Below are 17,441 nucleotides of genomic sequence, written 5' to 3'. Positions count from 1 at the left end.
ACCCCCCCCGCCCCCCCCCGCCGCGCCCCCCGCGACGGAGCGCCCCCCCGCGGCCCGCCCCCCGCGCCGGCCCCCGCACCGGCTGGAAACAGCCGGTGCGGCGCTCGCGCCGTTCCGGCCGCCCCCCGGCCGCCCCCACCTGCCACGCGGGGTGACACGCGTCTCGTCCGGCTTGTCGGCAGGGGGCTGTCCAGATGGGCCCGATCACGAGATATCTTGATGTCGAGCAATGTTGCAGACGAGAGACGCAGACTGTGGAGCGGAGCATCCGGTGACTGACTCGACCATCATCTACACGCACACTGACGAGGCCCCGGCCCTCGCGACGTATTCCTTCCTGCCTGTGATCCAGGCCTACGCGTCGACGGCCGGTGTGAATGTCGAGACCCGTGACATCTCCCTGGCCGGTCGGATCATCGCCAGCTTCCCGGAGCACCTCGAGGAGGGCCAGCGCATCGCCGACGCCCTCGCCGAGCTCGGCGAGCTGGCGAAGACGCCGGAAGCCAACATCATCAAGCTGCCCAACATCTCGGCCTCGATCCCGCAGCTGAAGGCCGCGATCGCCGAGCTCCAGGGCCAGGGCTACGCGCTCCCGGACTACCCGGACGACCCGAAGACCGACGAGGAGCGCGAGATCCGCGCCCGCTACGACAAGGTCAAGGGCAGCGCCGTCAACCCGGTCCTACGCGAGGGCAACTCCGACCGCCGCGCCCCCGCCTCGGTGAAGAACTACGCCAAGGCCCACCCGCACCGCATGGGCGCCTGGAGCTCCGACTCCAAGACCAACGTCGCCACCATGGGCGAGAACGACTTCCGGTCCACCGAGAAGTCCGCCGTCATCGCCGAGGCCGGCGCCCTGCGCATCGAGCACGTCGCCGCCGACGGCGCCGTCACCGTGCTGCGCGAGTCCGTACCGGTCCTGGCCGGCGAGGTCGTCGACGCCTCCGTCATGCGCGTCGACGCCCTGCGCACCTTCCTCTCCGAGCAGGTCGCCCGCGCCAAGGCCGAGGACGTGCTGTTCTCCGTGCACCTCAAGGCCACGATGATGAAGGTCTCCGACCCGATCGTCTTCGGCCACGTCGTGCGCGCCTTCTTCCCGCAGACCTTCGCCAAGTACGGCGAGGTCCTGGTCGCCGCCGGCCTGTCCCCGAACGACGGCCTCGGCGCGATCCTGAACGGCCTGGAGTCCATCCCGCACGGCCTGGGCGCCGAGATCAAGGCCTCCTTCGACGCCGAGCTCGCCGAGGGCCCGGCCCTGGCCATGGTCGACTCGGACAAGGGCATCACCAACCTGCACGTCCCGTCCGACGTCATCGTCGACGCCTCCATGCCGGCCATGATCCGCACCTCCGGCCACATGTGGGGCCCGGACGGCCAGGAGGCCGACACCCTCGCCGTCCTCCCGGACAGCAGCTACTCCGGCGTGTACCAGGCCGTCATCGAGGACTGCCGCGCCCACGGCGCCTTCGACCCGGCCACCATGGGCTCCGTCCCGAACGTCGGCCTGATGGCGCAGAAGGCCGAGGAGTACGGCTCCCACGACAAGACCTTCGAGATCGCCGCCGCCGGCACGGTCCGCCTGGTCGACGCCGCCGGCAACACCGTCCTGGAGCAGGAGGTGTCCGAGGGCGACATCTTCCGCGCCTGCCAGACCAAGGACCTGCCGATCCAGGACTGGGTCAAGCTCGCCGTCACCCGCGCCCGCGCCACCGGCGCCCCGGCCGTCTTCTGGCTCGACGAGACCCGCGCGCACGATGCGCAGCTGATCGCCAAGGTCAACACCTACCTCGCCGACCACGACACCGAGGGCCTGACCATCAAGGTCCTCTCCCCGGTCGAGGCCACCAAGTTCTCCCTGGAGCGCATCCGCCGCGGCGAGGACACCATCTCGGTCACCGGCAACGTCCTGCGCGACTACCTGACCGACCTCTTCCCGATCCTGGAGCTGGGCACCAGCGCCAAGATGCTGTCGGTCGTCCCGCTGATGGCGGGCGGCGGCCTCTTCGAGACGGGCGCCGGCGGCTCCGCCCCGAAGCACGTCCAGCAGCTGGTCAAGGAGAACTACCTGCGCTGGGACAGCCTGGGCGAGTTCTTCGCCCTCGCGGCCAGCTTCGAGCACCTCGCCACCACCACGGGCAACGCCCGCGCCCAGGTGCTGGCCGACACCCTCGACCGCGCGACCGGCACCTTCCTCAACGAGGACAAGTCGCCGACCCGCCGCGTCGGCGGCATCGACAACCGCGGCAGCCACTTCTACCTGGCCCTGTACTGGGCCCAGGAGCTGGCCGCGCAGAGCGACGACGCCGCACTGGCGTCCGCGTTCGCCCCGCTCGCGAAGACCCTGTCCGAGCAGGAGCAGAACATCGTCGCCGAGCTGATCGCGGTCCAGGGCTCCCCGGCCGACATCGGCGGCTACTACCAGCCCGACCCGGCCAAGGCCGCGGCCGTCATGCGCCCGTCCGCGACCTTCAACCAGGCCATCGCCACCCTGGCGTAAGGACCCGCAGGTCAGGTCAGGGGTTCCGCCCCGGTCGGCAGCCGCCGGCCGGGGCGGACCCGTGTCCGCGGGGAAACCCGCTTGCGACCGGCGCCCGGGCGGGGTTACGAAGAGCCGGTGATCCAGGGACGACTGGCCGGGCTGCGGGCCCGGCACGCCGACGACGTCGCCGTACTCCACGCCGAGCTGTACGAGGACGTGCCGACCCGCTCGCGCGCCGACTCGCGGCCGTGGCGGCCGCTGTCCGCCGCCGGCGGCCACTCCCCGTACGAACCCGCGGCCCCGGCCGACGGCGCGGCGGTGTTCTCCGTCGTCGACCGCGCCTCCGGCGAGCTCGCGGGCGAGGCCCTGCTGTGGGGCATCGACACCCACAACCGCAGCGCTCACCTGGGCATCTCGCTGCGCCCCGGCAGCCGGGGCCGGGGGATCGGCGCGGAGGTCGTGCAGCTGCTGTGCCACTACGGGTTCACCGTGCGCGGGCTGCACCGGCTCCAGGTGGACACCCTCGCCGACAACACCGCGATGATCGGCGCCGCACGGCGGGCCGGATTCACCCTGGAGGGCACCCTGAGGCGCTCGGCCTGGGTGTCGGGGGCCTTCGTCGACGAGGTGGTCCTCGGCCTGCCCGTGGACGAGTGGAAGCGGCCAGACGGCCGCGCCGACCGCCAACTGTGAGTACTGGCGCAGGAGTTGCAGTTGCGTTAGCGTGCCGCCGGGGGGCGTGGGGGGAGACCGGGTGGCACGTCGGCGTCGCGACGAGAGGTCCCGTGCGGGCCGTCTGCTGGTGCCGGGCGCGGTGGCCCTCGCGGGCTGCCTGCTGTCGCTGCCGTTCGTCCTGCCGGACCTGAGCGTGCCGGTGGGGGTGGAGGGCGCCGGACGGTGGGCCCTGCTGTACGGGGTCCCCGGCGCGGTGGCCCTCGCCCTGACCGCCGTGGCCGGGTGGGGCGCCCGGTTCGTGTGGTGGCTCCTCCTCGTCCGGACGCCGGTCCTGCTCGCCGTGGCCGTCTGCGCCGTGCTCGCCCTCAAGTCAGGGGTAGCGGGGCAGCCGGGGAACGTACGGGCTGCGGCCGGGGGCGCCGCCGCGGGGCTGGCCGCGCTCGTCGTCCACCTGGGCGTACGCGGGTGGGACCGGCGGCGCGGGGCGCGGCCCCTGCCCGGCGAGGTGTGGCTGGCCATGGTGCCGCTGCGGGAGGATCCCGGGCGGCAGCTGCGGCACTACTGCGTGGTGCTGGACACCGGCTCGGGCGCCGCCCGCGTCGCCCAGATCACCAGCAAGGACAAGGACGGGCGCCGCGACCACATCCGGATCCCGAACGACGGCTGGGACAGGGTGTCCGGCCGGGCGCACTGGGTGGAGATCGGGCGGGAGCCGAGGGTGGTGCCGTACCGGAAGTTCCTGAAGTCCCGCCCCCAGGGCCGCTGCCCGGCCGACGTCTGGACCCAGCTCCAGTCCCGCCGCCCGGCGGCCCCGCCGCCACCCCCACGCCTGAAACGCCTCCTGACCCGCCTCCGCAGCTGACCCCGCCACCGGGCCCGCCTCCGCCCCTGCCCCCGCCGGGCACCGGGCTCCGCCCCTGCCCCCGCCGGGCACCGGGCTCCGCCCCAGACCCCGGCTCCGCCGGGCACCGGGCTCCGCCCCAAACCCCGCGCCTCAAACGCCGGCGGGGCTGGATGTGCCGGACCCCGGCTTCGAACCTCATCCGGCGGTCCGTCTGCCGCCGAAACGGAGGCCGACGCCACACAGCCCAGCCTTCGGTTTCGAAGCGGCGGCGGGCAATTCCAGCCTCGCCGGCGTTTGAGGCGCGGGGTTTGGGGCGGAGCCCCAAGAAGCCCGGCCGGCTCCGCCGACACCTGAGCCGGGAGCGGCACATCCAGCCTCGCCGGCGTTTGAGGCGCGGGGGTTGGGGCGGCGCCCCAAGGAGCCGGGCTTCGCCGGGCACCCGCTACAGGCGGTGGACGCGTTCCGCGGGGAGGCCGAGGGGGAGGCGGCCGGCGGCCAGGATGCGGACGCCGGGGGCCGCGTCGAGCAGGCCGCGGAGCCAGACCCGCGCGTGCGGGGTCAGCAGGTCGACGCCGTCCAGGACCAGCAGGATGTCCCGCTCGGCCAGCCAGGACACGGCGTTCGCCGTCCCACACCCCGGCACGCAGCACAGCGCAGCCGTCAGCTCCCGCACCCCGAAGGGCCGGTCGAGGGCCACGACGGCCACCCCGTCGCAGAAGTTGGACGTCAGCCGCGCGGCGATCTCCCGCACCAGCAGGCTCCGCGGCTCCCGGAACCGCCCGGTGACCGTGAGCACCCGGCCCCGCCGCACGGCGGTGAGCAGGCGGGACAGCTCGGCGGACGTCGCGGGCAGCGTTCCGGCGCGCCCCGGTTCCCTCATCGGCACGATGCCCCCCATTGCATGCGTGTCCATGGCGCGGCCCAGGGTTCCTTCGCGCCGCGTAGCGACGATTATGCGCCAGCGCTGCGGCGGAACCAGGGGAATGGCAGATTCCGTATGGGCGCCCGCCGTACGGGCACCGCTCAGCCGATGCCCTGCCGGTCGGGCTGGAGCGCGAACGCCGCGCGCAGCGGACTCGGCGCGGCCGTCCACACGGCCTCCTCCAGCAGGTCCCGATGGCGCCGGACCGGCTCGCGCCGCTCCGGCGGGGCGAGCTGCTCCAGGTCGTCCAGGCAGGCCGCGATCCGCCGGGTGACCTGCACCGAGCCCACCCCGTAGTCCCGGATCTCGGTGAGGGCCAGGTCCAGCAGCTCCGGCCAGCTCGGCAGCGTCTCCACCAGCCGCACCGCACCGCCCCGGCCGCGGTGGTGGGCCCGCCCCAGCGGCTGCCGGGCCAGCGCGGTCAGCAGCACCTGGATCCGGTCCAGCGACTGCACCGCCGTGGTCGGGTCGTTGACCGCCGGCGACAGGGCGCGGGCGGCGATGTCCGCGAGCTGGCGGATCCCGAACGCGAGGTCCTGCTCGGTGGTGCGCTCCACTCCGATGTCCAGTGCCGCCTGCAGCGCGTCGTCCGGAGGCGTCGGCCCCCCGGTGACCCGGAACAGCGGCGTGTACGGCACGAGGAAGTCCCCGATCCGCGGGATCAGGTGCAGCACCAGCCCGTCGCGCTCGGCCAGCGCCACCAGCCGCTCCACGTCCACGGCCTGGAGCACGCCGGGCCGCCAGACGTGCAGCACCAGGCTCCCGCCCGGATCCGGCGGCGGATCGGCCTCCGGCTCGCCGTCCTGCCCCGGCAGCGTCGGCTCGGCGCTCTCGCGGATCAGCGCGAGGCTCTCCTCGCCGACGTGGTCCATGACGTACGTGACCCGCATCAGCCGGATGGTGGAGTGCACGTAGACGACGAACAGCACGAGGCTGAGCACCACGAAGCCCATGGCGAGCGAAGCGCCCACGTACGGCACCACCGCGTCGTCCGCATCGGCCGCGGCCGTGTACTCCTTCTGGAGCCGCAGCGTGTACAGGAAGGTGCACAGGAACACCGCAAGGGTCAGCTTCGTGACCCGGCTCTCGACGTACAGCCGCAGGACGCGCGGCGAGAACTGCCCGGCGGCCATCTGCAGCGCCACGAGGGTGATCGAGAAGACCACGCCGATGAACGTCAGCATCGCCGAGCTCATCGACGCGACCGCGGTCTCGGCCGATGCCCCGAGGTCCGCGGCGGTCCGCAGGAACCACAGGTCGGCGAGGTCCACTGCAGTCCACCGCGCGTCGAGGTCGTGGATGAACGTGTCGGTCTGCACGACCGCCGTGGCCAGTAACCAGCCCAGCAGCAGCCCCGTGAACGGCACGAAGAGGAAGGAGTTGCGCATGCGTTTGCGCAGCGTCGGGAACGGACCGCGGCTGCGCCGCACGACGGTCATCGCCATGGATGTCAAATTAGCCCCGGCACGGCGGCGGACGCGGCTACGCTGCTCCGCGCGCCGTACGCGCCGCGGTTGTCCGGCAGCCGCTCATCGGCTCTACTGCTCTTCGGCCCGGTACGCGGGGCACGTTCCAGGGGGAGGGCAGCGGCGATGACGGCGGACCGGACGCAGACGGGAGGGGCCGCCCACCGGCGCCGCCGGGGCTTTCGCGGCCGACCCCTGTCGACCCTGCTCCTGGCGGTGCTCCTCCTCGGTCTCTGCGCCGCCACCGGCATCGCCGGGGACCCCTTCACCGCCGGCGCGGGGCGGTCCGCCGGCGCCCCGCCCCGCGCCGACGGGCCCCGGTCCGCCGGGCCGGACACCGCCGCCGCCCCCCGCCCCGCCGACACCGCCGCGGGCGACGCCGCCGACCAACGGACCGCGGACGCCCTGCCGTTCGACCTGCCCGACCCGGCCGCACTGCGCTCCGCCGCCGGACCCGGCCGGAAGCTGGTGTTCGCCCACTACTTCACCCCGTACCCGCTCTCCCTCGACAACGCGAGCGCCGACGAGGACTACTACACCCGCCACTACCTCGACCCCGCCGGCGAGAACGGCAAGCACCGCAGCTACGGCGGACTGCTGCGCGACCGGCCGCTGCCCGTGCGGCCCAAGGGCGGCGACTGGGAACTGGCCAACCTCCGCCAGGAGGTGCGCACCGCCCGCGCGGCCGGCCTCGACGGGTTCACCCTCGACCTGCTGTCCCTGTCCGGCCCCCACTGGCGGCGGGCCGAGCTCCTCCTGCAGGCCGCCCGTTCCGTCGACCCCGCCTTCACGGTCATGCTGATGCCGGACATGACCTCCCTGACCACCGACGACCCGGCCGTGCTCGCCGACGCCGTCGCCGTCCTCGGCAGGGCGCCGGCCGCCCACCGCCTCGGCGACGGCCGGCTCGTCGTCTCCCCGTTCAAGGCGGAGGCCAAGGACCCGGCCTGGTGGCAGAGGTTCGCGGACCTGATGCAGTCCCGGCACGGCATCCGTACCGCCCTCGTTCCGACGTTCCTCGACTTCGAGGCCCACCACGCCCGGTTCGCGCCGATCAGCCACGGCTTCTCCGAATGGGGCTCGCGCAGCTACACCGGCCAGGACGGCGCCACCCGGGGCGCGCAGCGGACGCACGCCGCGGGCAGGATCTGGATGCAGCCGGTGTCCGTCCAGGACGCCCGCCCCAACCAGGGCGTCTACGACGAGGCCGGCAACACCGCCACCCTGCGCGCCACCTGGAACCACGCCATCGACGACGGCGCCGACTGGGTCCAACTGACCACCTGGAACGACTACTCCGAGGGCAGCCAGTTCGCGCCGTCCCTGCACAACGGCCACGCCTACCTCGACCTCACCTCGTACTACCTCACCCGGTTCAAGACCGGCAGCTGGCCGCGGATCGTCCGCGACACGCTGTACGTCTCCTCGCGGACCCAGTTCGCGGCCGCCGCCCCCACCGGCGGCCAGACGCTGCGGATGTCCCTGCGCAGGGGCAGCGCCGCGCCCCGGGACACGGTGGAGGTGCTCAGCTTCCTGACCGCCCCGGCGACCGTACGCACGCGGACGGGCCCGGCCGAGACGGCGTACGACGCCCCCGCCGGACTCCACTCCGCGCTGCTGCCGCTGCGCCCGGGCACCAGCTCGGCGGTCGTCGTCCGCGACGGGCAGGCCGGCGCCGCGGCGGAACTGCCCTACCCGGTGCAGCGCACGGCCGCCGTCCAGGACCTCCAGTACCACGCCACCACCAGCGGCCGCCCCCGACCCACCCGGACCGGCCCCAGCTGAAGCCCGCCTCCTTTCGAAGCCGGGCCTTCGAAGCCGCGCGGGGCGTTGCCCAGCTTTCGGAGCGGGGGGCGGTCATTTCAGCCTCGCCGGCGTTTGAGGCGCGGGGTTTGGGGCGGAGCCCCAAGGATCCCGGCTCCGCCGGGGCCGGGTGGGGCTACCAGGTGGACGGGTCCTGGGTCGGGACCGCGAAGACGGTGCCGTCCGGGGCCGAGGCGAAGACTCGGTCGGGGGCCGCGACAGGGGCCGGGAGGGTCGCCGTGAAGCCCCGGCCCGTGCCCATGCGGGGCGGCGTCTGGCCGATCAGGTGCCCGGCGGTGCCGTCCACCGCCAGCAGCCGCCCGTCCACGGCGGTGAGGTAGACCCGCCGGTCGGCGCCAAGGGCGGGGCGCGACGCCGCCGTCACCCCGGTCTGCAGCCGCCACACCTCCCGCTCCGCCCCCACGGCCACCAGCGCCCCCGACACCCCGAAGACGTACGCCGTGCCGTCCGGCCCCACGGCCGCCTGCGCCTGGAGCAGCGGCGCCGACAGCTTCACCGACCGCACCGCGGCCGCCCGCGACCCGAGATCGACGCGCAGCACGGACCGGGTCATCGACTCCGCGTCGTTCTCCAGCAGGTACAGCCCGCCCCCCGCCACACCCACCGGCTCCGCGACCCCAGGCGTCCGGGCCAGCGCCCGCACCGTGCCCGTGACCGGGTCGACCTCCGAGACCTGGGTGGACTTCCCGTCGGCGGCCGGGGTGGCCACGTACAGCGGCGGGCTCGCGCCCTCGCCGGCGCACCACACCGACCCCACCCCGCCGAACGGCTTGGTCCACTGCGCGACCCCGGTGGCCGCGTCCACGGAGACCGCCTTCCCGTCCGGCAGCGCGATCATCACCCGCGGCCCGGCCGGCACGACCCGCGACCCGGCGAGCAGCACCCGCTTCCACCGCTCCGCCCCGGTCGCCGGATCCAGCGCCCGCAGCGTCCGCCCGGCGGCCGACGTGGTCAGCACCAGCCCGGCGTCGTGCAGCGGAGCGGCGGTCTCCACCGTGCCGGGGGAGGCCTGCACGGACCACACCACCGAGCCGTCGGCGGGATCCAGCCGGGCCGCACCCAGCCCGGACCCCGCGCAGTACAGCGCCCCGTCGGCCCAGGAGCACGCCGACGGCGCGGTCCCGGCCGGCCCCGCGGCCCCCGCGGGCCCCGCCGTCCCGGTCGCCGGCCGCCCCAGCTCCCGCGACCACGGCGCGAACGGCTTCCCGGCAGCCGCAGCCCCCGCCGATCCCGTCGGCCCCGCCCCACCGGCGTCGTCGCCACCCCACAGGTACGAGCAGGCACCCATCACCCCGCCCCCCACGAGCAGCAGCCCCACCCCGGCGGCGACCGCCACCCGCATCCGCCGCCGCCCCGCAGACGGCGTCCCGGGCTCGGCCACGGCGGCCACCCGCTCGCGCCGGTGCGTCGCCACCTCGGCCGCCCCGGGCATCGGCGACGGCGGCGGGGCCGCGGACGGCCGCCGCGGCCGCGGCACGAAGGTCTGGGTGTCCTCACCCGTCGGGTACGCCAGCGCCCGCATCGCCGAGATCAGCGCGTCGGCCGTGGGCCGCTCGGCCGGGTCCTTCGCCAGGCACCGCGCCACGAGCGGGGCGAGCGGCGCCGGCAGGCCGGTCAGATCGGGCTCGCCGTGCACCACCTGGTAGGCCACCAGGTAGTGGCTGTCGGAGTCGAAGGGCCCCCGCCCGGTGGCCGCGTGCACCAGAACGGCCCCCAGCGCGAACACGTCCGCGGCCGACCCCACCTCCCGCGGCCGCTGGAACTGCTCGGGCGCCATAAACGGCGGCGTCCCGATCAGCTTCCCCGTCTCGGTGCGCAGATCGCTGTCGGCGGGCCGGGAGATCCCGAAGTCGATCACCCGCACCCCGTCCGGCGCCATCAGCACATTGCTCGGCTTCAGGTCGCGGTGCACGACCCCGGCCCGGTGGATGTCGCGCAGCGCCTCCGCCAGCCCGGCCGCGAGCCGCATCAGTTCGGCCTCGTCCAGCACCCGTTCCCGTACGCGCTCGGACAGCGTCGGGGCGTCGATGAACAGCGTGGCCATCCAGGGCCGCTCCGCGTCCGGGTCGGCGTCCACGACCGGCGCGGTGAACGCCCCGCTGACCCGCCGGGCGGCGGTGACCTCCTGCCGGAACCGGGCGCGGAATTCCGGGTCGACCGCGTGCTGGGGGTGCACGATCTTGACGGCGAGTTTCAGCCCGGAGCCGGACGTGGCCAGATGGACGATCCCCATGCCGCCGGATCCGAGTACGGACTCGAGCCGGTACTGGCCGGCGTATTCCGGAAAGCCCACGTAGTCCGCGCGCAGCGACTGCACCGCTCACCACCCCCGCCGGAGCCTAGTCGATGCCCCGTACGCACCTCCAAGGGCCTGCTAACCTGCGCGAGTTGCGCAGAGCAATGCCAAGGGGGGAGTTTTCACATGTCGGCAGCGAACGAATCCAGCCAATTCCAGACCCTCGATTCCGGGTCCGGATTCCAGACGTTCCCGGTCGCCCCGGGCTACCGGGTGAACGTCCGCAGCGGTCCCGGCACCGCCTATTCCATCGTCAGGGTCCTCCCGTACGGCGCGTCCGTCACGATCCGCTGCCAGACGGACGGCGAGCGGGTCAGCGGCCCGTACGGCACCACCGGCATCTGGGACTGCGTCGGCAACGGCGAGTTCGTCTCCGACGCCTACGTCCACACCGGCAGCGACGGCTACGTCGCCTCCGCCTGCAGCTGACCGCGCGGCCGCGCCCGGCCCGTCTGACACGTGAGACGGACCGGGCCGCCGCGCCCCGGCGGGGGATAATCGCCGATGTGAGCGACGAGCAGCAGCAGACCCCCGCCGCGCCGGCCACCCCGGCCGCCGCCCAGGCCGCACCGGCCGGCCCCCGGCCGGAGCCGATCCGCTTCTTCGGCACCACCTGGGTGGCGCACGACGGCGGCTACGCCCTGCGCCGCGTGGTCCTCGCCGCCGGCTCGCTCGGCGCCGCCTTCGTCGCGGCCTACCTGCTGCGCATGGCCTACGAGGGCCTGGAGATCGGCAACGTCGGCCCGTTCCTCAGCATCTCCGTCGTCGTCCTCTTCGCGATCGCCAGCGCCATCGCCTTCGCCAAGACCTGGGAGTCCTTCGGCAGCCGCCCGCGGCCGTCCTCCGACGAGGCCGCCCTCAAGGGCCTGAAGACGATCGGTTTCATCGGCTCCCTCATCGCCTACTTCCTGCGCTGCCTCTCCGAGGCGCCCGGCGAGAAGCTGCGCCGCACCGAGTACGAGCGCGCCAAGGCGGAGTACGACCGCCGCCGCAGCAGCCGCACGGGCAACCCGGCGGCGCGCCGCCCCAAGCGCAAGAAGTAACCGTCCCCCACCCCGGGGCACCGCCCCGTTCCGCCTAACGGCCGCCACAGGGTGCCGGCTGAGCGGGAGCACCAGCACGATCGAGAGGTGACAGCTGACCGCCGCCGCCCGCGCCCCGACTCCGCACCACGCGGCCGGTACGCACCTGAGCTGTGGAACGTCTGGCTGGTCGGCCCGCTCACCCTCCTGGCGGCGTTGGCCGTGGGCATGGGGGTCTTCTTCCTCTTCCGCAGCCTCGCGCCGCACGGAGACGTCCAGCCGACTCCGGTACCCGCCCACGATCTGATCCGCACCACGCTCGCGGCGCTCGCCTTCGTCCTCGCCGTTCTCGCCGGTGTCCACGCCTACCGCAAGCAGCGCCTGGCCGAGGGCGACGCCCACCGGGCCGACGCCGACCGGCTCGCCGAGCGCTACGCAACCGCCGCGGAGCAGCTCGGCCACGACCGGGCTGCGGTGCGCCTGGCCGGCGTCCACGCCATGACCCGGCTCGCCGACGACTGGGACGAGCAGCGGCAGGTGTGCATCGACGTCCTGTGCGCCTACCTGCGCATGCCGTACGAGCCCGATCCGGATGCGGCGGCGTACAAGGAGGGCGATCGCGAGGTCCGGCACACCATCATCCGGGTCATCCGCGATCACAGCCGAACCTCCGCCCGGACCTCGTGGTCGCGCTACGAGTTCGACTTCACGCGCGCCACCTTCGACGGCGGAGACCTCTCGGAATGCCACTTCGAGGGAAGGATCTCGTTCAACAGTGCGCATTTCGTCGGCGACAGGTTCCTGTTCCTGCATACGCAGTTCGGCAGTGACGCCCTGGGCGTCGTGGCCGACTTCCGTGGCGCGAGGTTCACCGGTGGTGAGGTGGACTTCGGCGAGGTGGGGTTCAACCGCGGCACGGTCGACTTCGGCGATGCGGACTTCGACGGTGCCACGGTCCACCTCGGCCAGGCCAAGTTCAGGGGTGCGACCGTCGGCTTCGCCTACGCCCGCTTCACGTCCGGCACGGTCTCCTTCGCCGGCGCGGATTTCGACGCCGGCGCGGTCGACTTCGCCCATGCCGAGTTCAGGGGTGCTCGGGTCAGCTTCCAGGGGGCCTGGTTGTCCGGCGGCGCGATTGGCTTCAGCCCGACCGTCTTCGGTGCCGGCATGGTGGACTTCGTCTTCACGCAGTTCGTCGGCGCCTCGGTCGACTTCGGGTTCGCGCGGTTCCGTGGCGCCGAGGTCCCTTTCCATCTCGCACAGTTCGATCGGGGAACGATCAAGTTCGACGAAGCGCAGTTCATCGCCGGCAAGGTCGACTTCCGCCGGTCTGAGCAAGGTGGAGCCACGGTCACCTTCGAACACGTAAGAGGCGCCCCTCATGACTGGGGCCCGTTCCGGCCGCGGCCCGGGTCGGCGGAATGACCCTCGACCCCTGCGCCCCGAAGCCCCGGCCGCTCACAAGCCGCCCCGACTGTTGACGCCCCGGCATAGCCCGGAGCATTATTCATCACGTGATGAATAATCCGGAGCAAGAGACCGCCGACGACGCGACAGCGCCCCCGGCCACCACCACCGCCCCGACCCCCGCCGCGATCCACGCCCACGCCCTCACCGTCCGCCGCGGCACCGGCCGGCACCCCCGCACCGTCCTCGACTCCCTCGCCTTCGACGTCCCCCGCGCCCGCATCACCGGCCTCCTCGGCCCCTCCGGCTGCGGCAAATCCACCCTCATGCGCGCCGTCGTCGGCACCCAGGCCCACGTCACCGGCACCCTCGACGTCCTCGGCCGCCCCGCCGGCCACCCGGACCTGCGCTCCCGCATCGGCTACGTCACCCAGGCGCCCTCCGTCTACGACGACCTCACCGTCCGCCAGAACCTCGACTACTTCGCCGCCGTCCTCGACCCCGGCCGCGCCGCCGCGGACCGCCGCCGCGCCACCGTCACCCGCGCCCTCGCCGACGTCGACCTCACCACCCACGCCGACGCCCTCGCCGGCCACCTCTCCGGCGGCCAGCGCAGCCGCGTCTCCCTCGCCGTCGCCCTGCTCGGCACCCCCGAGCTCCTCGTCCTCGACGAACCCACCGTCGGCCTCGACCCCGTCCTGCGCCGCGACCTGTGGAACCTCTTCCACGAGCTCGCCGCCGGCCGCGGCACCACGATCCTCGTCTCCTCCCACGTCATGGACGAGGCCGAGCGCTGCCACGACCTCCTCCTCATGCGCGAGGGCCGCCTCCTCGCCCAGGACACCCCCGACGCCCTGCGCACCCGCACCCACGCCGCCACCGTCGAGGAGGGCTTCCTCCGCCTCGTCGACGAAGCCGCCGCCCGCGCACCCCGACCCCAGGAGCAACCGCGATGACCGCCACCCCGGCCACCCCCGCCACCCGGGCCATCAGCGCCGCCCGCACCACCGCCTCCGCCGGCCGCGTCCTGCGCCAGCTGCGCCACGACCCGCGCTCCATCGCCCTGATGCTGCTCGTGCCCGTACTGATGCTGACCCTGCTGCGCTACGTCTTCGACGGCAGCCCCCGCACCTTCGACAGCATCGGCGCATCCCTCCTCGGGATCTTCCCCCTCATCACCATGTTCCTGGTGACCTCCATCGCCACCCTGCGCGAACGCACCTCCGGCACCCTCGAACGCCTCCTCGCCATGCCGCTGGGCAAGGGCGACCTCATCGCCGGCTACGCCCTCGCCTTCGGCGCCGTCGCCGTCGCCCAATCCCTCCTCGCCACCGGCCTCGCCCTGTGGCTCCTCGGCCTCGACGTCGTCGGCTCGCCCTGGCTGCTCCTGCTCGTCGCCCTCCTCGACGCCCTCCTCGGCACCGCACTCGGCCTGTTCGTCTCCGCCTTCGCGGCCTCCGAGTTCCAGGCCGTCCAGTTCATGCCGGCCGTGATCTTCCCCCAGCTGCTGCTGTGCGGCCTCTTCGCAGCCCGCAGCACCATGCAGCCCGCCCTCGAAGCCGTCTCCGACGTCCTGCCCATGTCGTACGCAGTCGACGGCATGACCCAGGTCCTCACCCACACCGACATGACCGCCGACTTCGTCCGCGACGCCGTGGTCGTCGCCGCCTGCGCCCTGCTCGTCCTCGCCCTCGGCGCGGCCACCCTCCGCCGCCGCACCCCCTGACCACGGAGCGGACACCACGCCCCCCGCACCCCGCCCGAGTGCAAGGATGGCCGCGTACGACGTACGTCCGTCAGTTCGGCGAGGTGAATTCGGGCATGACCCAGACAGTCGCAGTCCTCGGTACCGGAAAGATCGGCGAGGCCCTGCTCAGCGGAATGATCCGCGGAGGCTGGCCCGCCGGAAAGCTCCTCGTCACCGCCCGCCGCGCCGAACGCGCCGAGGAGCTCCGCGCCCGCTACGGCGTCGAGGCCGTCAGCAACGCCGAAGCCGCCAAGCGCGCCGACACCCTCATCCTCACCGTCAAGCCGCAGGACATGGGCAAGCTCCTCGAAGAGCTCGCCCCGCACGTCCCCGCCGACCGCCTGGTCATCAGCGGCGCCGCCGGCATCCCCACCTCCTTCTTCGAGGAGCGCCTCGCCCCCGGCACCCCCGTCGTCCGCGTCATGACCAACACCCCCGCCCTCGTCGACGAGGCCATGTCCGTCATCTCGGCCGGCAGCCACGCGACCGCCGCGCACCTCGCCCACGCCGAGGAGATCTTCGGCGGCGTCGGCAAGACCCTGCGCGTCCCCGAGTCCCAGCAGGACGCCGCCACCGCCCTCTCCGGCTCCGGACCCGCCTACTTCTACTTCCTCGTCGAGGCGATGACCGACGCCGGCATCCTCCTCGGCCTGCCCCGCGCCCAGGCCCACGACCTCATCGTCCAGGCCGCCATCGGCGCCGCCGTGATGCTCCGCGACAGCGGCGAACACCCCGTCAAGCTCCGCGAGGCCGTCACCAGCCCCGCCGGCACCACCATCAACGCCATCGTCGAACTCGAACGCCACGGCGTGCGCGCCGCCCTCATCGCCGCCCTCGAAGCGGCCCGCGACCGCAGCCGTGAACTCGCCTCCGGCAGCAACTGACGCAGCAACCGGCGCGGCAACCGGCGTACGAGAGGTGTGAAGGGACGAGCGGCCCCCGCAAGCGCGCGGGGCCGCCCTCCCCTCCACCGGTCCACCGGTTTCAGGGCGCCAGCAGCCCGATGGCCTCGTACGCCCGGTCCACCACCGGCCGCGCGATGGCCCGTGCCCGCCCGGCCCCCTCCCGCAGCACCCGCTCCACCTCGCCCGGATCGGCCGCCAACTCGGCGTGCCGCTCCTGCAGCGGCCGCAGCAGCTCCACCACGGCATCGGCGACGTCCCGCTTCAGCGGCCCGTACTGCGCGTACCCGTCGGCCAGCTTCTCCGGCTCCCCGCCCGTACAGGCGGCGAGGATGTCCAGCAGGTTCGCCACCCCGGGCCGCGCGGCCCGGTCGTAGACCACCCCGCCGTCCCCGCTGTCCGTCACGGCCCGCATCACCTTCTTGGTGATCACCGCAGGCTCGTCCAGCAGGTAGACGATCCCGGCGCCGTTCGCACTGGACTTCCCCATCTTCGAGCTCGGATCCTGAAGGTCCATGACCCGCGCGCCCACGGCGGGAAGCGTCACCCTGGGCACGGTGAAGGTGTGCCCGTACCGCTGGTTGAACCGCACCGCCAGATCCCGGGTCAACTCCACGTGCTGGCGCTGGTCCTCGCCCACCGGCACCTCGTCCGCCGCGTAGGCCAGGATGTCGGCGGCCATCAGCACGGGGTACGTCAGCAGCGACAGTCGCACCCCCTGCCCGGCGGCCTCAGCCTTCGCCGCCTTCTCCCGGTACTGGATCATGCGCCGCAGCTCCCCGTCGGTGGCGGTGCACTCCAGCAGATAGGAGAGCCGGGTGTGCTCGCCGACGTGGCTCTGTACGAAGAGGGTGCACTGCCGCGGATCCAGCCCGGCGGCGAGGAAGAGCGTCGCGGCCTGCCGGCTGAGGCGCCGCACCCGCGCCGGATCGTGTTCGACGGTCAGGGCGTGCAGGTCCACCACGCAGAACAACGCGTCCGCGGGCGCGTGCTCGGCCGCGACCCACTGCCGCAGGGCCCCGAGGTAGTTGCCCAGCGTCAGGTGCCCGGACGGCGTGATCCCGCTGAAGATCCTCGTCATGTCTGCTGCTCTCCCTGTGAGTAGTGGTGGTGCAGGTCGGTGACGGGGCCACCGCGCCGGGCGACCGAGCCACTCCCGGGAGGGAGAAACAGAAACGGCCGCCGAGGCGGCGGCCGTGAGCGCATGCGTGCTCGCGTGGAGGTGCCGGCCGCCGTCAGGCGGCCCACCAGCGAAGGCTGAGCGTGAGCGCATGCGTAGTCATGGGGGCAGGCTAGCCCTTCGGACGGCTCCTGTCCGGGAGTTCCGCGAGTTGACACACCCATACGCGATCCGTAAGGTTCTTCGAGTTGTCCGACGTGAGCGCCGACCTTGGTCGGTCCCCGGACAGCCATCCCGCACTACACACTCGAACGAACGGCGCACTCTGCCGTCTTGTTCTCATGCGTATTTGCGAATGAGGAATCCGCGTTCTAGGACGCAGTCGCCGATTAGGTTCGGGGGCAAGGAATCCGCTAATGTCTCACTCGTCACGAGGGCCCAACGGGCCCGACGGCAAATCCCGCTGACCGGGAGTCAGGCCCGAAAGGATCTGATAGAGTCGGAACCGCCGAAAGGGAAAACGCGAAAGCGAAAGCCCGGAAGGCGGAGCGAGAAAGACTCTGATAGAGTCTGAATCGCAAGAAAGAAAAAACGAAGAACGAAGCCCGGAGGAAAGCCCCAGTAAGTGTTACTGCGGGTGAATACAAAGGAAGCGTCCGTTCCTTGAGAACTCAACAGCGTGCCAAAAATCAACGCCAGAAGTTGATACCCCGTCCACTCCGGTGGATGAGGTTCCT

Annotated in this window: 15 protein-coding genes; 10 read left to right on the top strand and 5 right to left on the bottom strand. The window is 73.2% G+C overall.

Annotated features, from left to right (window positions below):
* Window positions 1-271: 271 nt before the first annotated feature.
* The 3 genes from ABZ924_RS33495 (at window position 272) to ABZ924_RS33485 (ending at window position 4,016) form a co-directional block, all read left to right on the top strand.
* Entirely contained in the window at window positions 272-2,497 is a 2,226-nt protein-coding gene (locus ABZ924_RS33495) for an NADP-dependent isocitrate dehydrogenase (RefSeq protein ID WP_361918412.1), read from the top strand.
* Window positions 2,498-2,614: 117 nt separating this feature from the next.
* Complete coding sequence (locus ABZ924_RS33490; RefSeq protein WP_361918409.1) at window positions 2,615-3,172, top strand: GNAT family protein; 558 nt, start codon at window positions 2,615-2,617, stop codon at window positions 3,170-3,172.
* A gap of 61 nt (window positions 3,173-3,233) precedes the next feature.
* Window positions 3,234-4,016, top strand: coding sequence for a hypothetical protein (locus tag ABZ924_RS33485; RefSeq protein WP_361918406.1), 783 nt, complete (start codon window positions 3,234-3,236; stop codon window positions 4,014-4,016).
* A gap of 424 nt (window positions 4,017-4,440) precedes the next feature.
* Here the strand turns inward: ABZ924_RS33485 and ABZ924_RS33480 are convergent, their stop codons facing one another.
* Together ABZ924_RS33480 and ABZ924_RS33475 are read right to left on the bottom strand one after the other, a co-directional pair.
* Entirely contained in the window at window positions 4,441-4,911 is a 471-nt protein-coding gene (locus ABZ924_RS33480) for a hypothetical protein (RefSeq protein ID WP_361918403.1), read from the bottom strand.
* A gap of 110 nt (window positions 4,912-5,021) precedes the next feature.
* Window positions 5,022-6,365, bottom strand: a complete 1,344-nt coding sequence (locus tag ABZ924_RS33475; protein WP_361918400.1) for a DUF2254 domain-containing protein — start codon at window positions 6,363-6,365, stop codon at window positions 5,022-5,024.
* A 147-nt stretch (window positions 6,366-6,512) separates the two neighbouring features.
* Here ABZ924_RS33475 and ABZ924_RS33470 point away from each other — a divergent pair, with 147 nt between their 5' ends.
* Window positions 6,513-8,171 carry a glycoside hydrolase family 71 protein gene (locus ABZ924_RS33470; protein ID WP_361918397.1) on the top strand — a complete coding sequence of 553 codons (1,659 nt, stop codon included), beginning with the start codon at window positions 6,513-6,515 and terminating at the stop codon, window positions 8,169-8,171.
* 154 nt (window positions 8,172-8,325) lie between these two features.
* On the opposite strand, the gene ABZ924_RS33465 is transcribed toward ABZ924_RS33470, so the two are convergent.
* Entirely contained in the window at window positions 8,326-10,527 is a 2,202-nt protein-coding gene (locus ABZ924_RS33465) for a serine/threonine-protein kinase (protein ID WP_361918394.1), read from the bottom strand.
* 105 nt (window positions 10,528-10,632) lie between these two features.
* On the opposite strand from ABZ924_RS33465, the gene ABZ924_RS33460 reads away from it, so the two are divergent.
* The 6 genes from ABZ924_RS33460 (at window position 10,633) to proC (ending at window position 15,566) form a co-directional block, all read left to right on the top strand.
* The gene (locus tag ABZ924_RS33460; RefSeq protein WP_361918391.1) at window positions 10,633-10,935 is read left to right on the top strand and encodes an SH3 domain-containing protein; all 303 of its coding nucleotides are present in this window, start codon (window positions 10,633-10,635) and stop codon (window positions 10,933-10,935) included.
* Window positions 10,936-11,012: 77 nt separating this feature from the next.
* Window positions 11,013-11,549 (top strand): hypothetical protein, encoded by a 537-nt coding sequence (locus ABZ924_RS33455; RefSeq protein WP_361918388.1) that lies wholly within the window; start codon window positions 11,013-11,015, stop codon window positions 11,547-11,549.
* Between the two features lie 87 nt (window positions 11,550-11,636).
* The gene (locus tag ABZ924_RS33450) at window positions 11,637-12,953 is read left to right on the top strand and encodes a pentapeptide repeat-containing protein (RefSeq protein WP_361918385.1); all 1,317 of its coding nucleotides are present in this window, start codon (window positions 11,637-11,639) and stop codon (window positions 12,951-12,953) included.
* Window positions 12,954-13,045: 92 nt separating this feature from the next.
* Window positions 13,046-13,891 (top strand): ABC transporter ATP-binding protein, encoded by an 846-nt coding sequence (locus tag ABZ924_RS33445; RefSeq protein ID WP_361918421.1) that lies wholly within the window; start codon window positions 13,046-13,048, stop codon window positions 13,889-13,891.
* Window positions 13,888-14,661 (top strand): ABC transporter permease, encoded by a 774-nt coding sequence (locus ABZ924_RS33440; RefSeq protein ID WP_361918382.1) that lies wholly within the window; start codon window positions 13,888-13,890, stop codon window positions 14,659-14,661. The genes ABZ924_RS33445 and ABZ924_RS33440 overlap by 4 nt, the downstream gene beginning before the upstream one ends.
* Window positions 14,662-14,756: 95 nt before the next feature.
* Window positions 14,757-15,566: a pyrroline-5-carboxylate reductase gene (proC, locus tag ABZ924_RS33435; protein WP_361918379.1), complete on the top strand. Its 810-nt coding sequence runs from the start codon at window positions 14,757-14,759 to the stop codon at window positions 15,564-15,566.
* 100 nt (window positions 15,567-15,666) lie between these two features.
* Here proC and trpS read toward each other — a convergent pair whose 3' ends face one another.
* Both trpS and ABZ924_RS33425 read right to left on the bottom strand, forming a co-directional pair.
* Entirely contained in the window at window positions 15,667-16,665 is a 999-nt protein-coding gene (trpS, locus tag ABZ924_RS33430; RefSeq protein ID WP_361918378.1) for a tryptophan--tRNA ligase, read from the bottom strand.
* 513 nt (window positions 16,666-17,178) lie between these two features.
* Window positions 17,179-17,441 (bottom strand): hypothetical protein (locus ABZ924_RS33425; protein WP_361918376.1); only part of this gene is annotated, 263 nt, incomplete at its 5' end.

The sequence above is a fragment of the Streptomyces sp. NPDC046876 genome, assembly GCF_040645035.1.
In the GTDB taxonomy this organism is placed as follows: Bacteria; Actinomycetota; Actinomycetes; order Streptomycetales; family Streptomycetaceae; genus Streptomyces.
The sequence above is the reverse complement of the archived record's forward strand: the minus strand, read 5'-3'. Positions and strand labels throughout refer to the sequence as shown.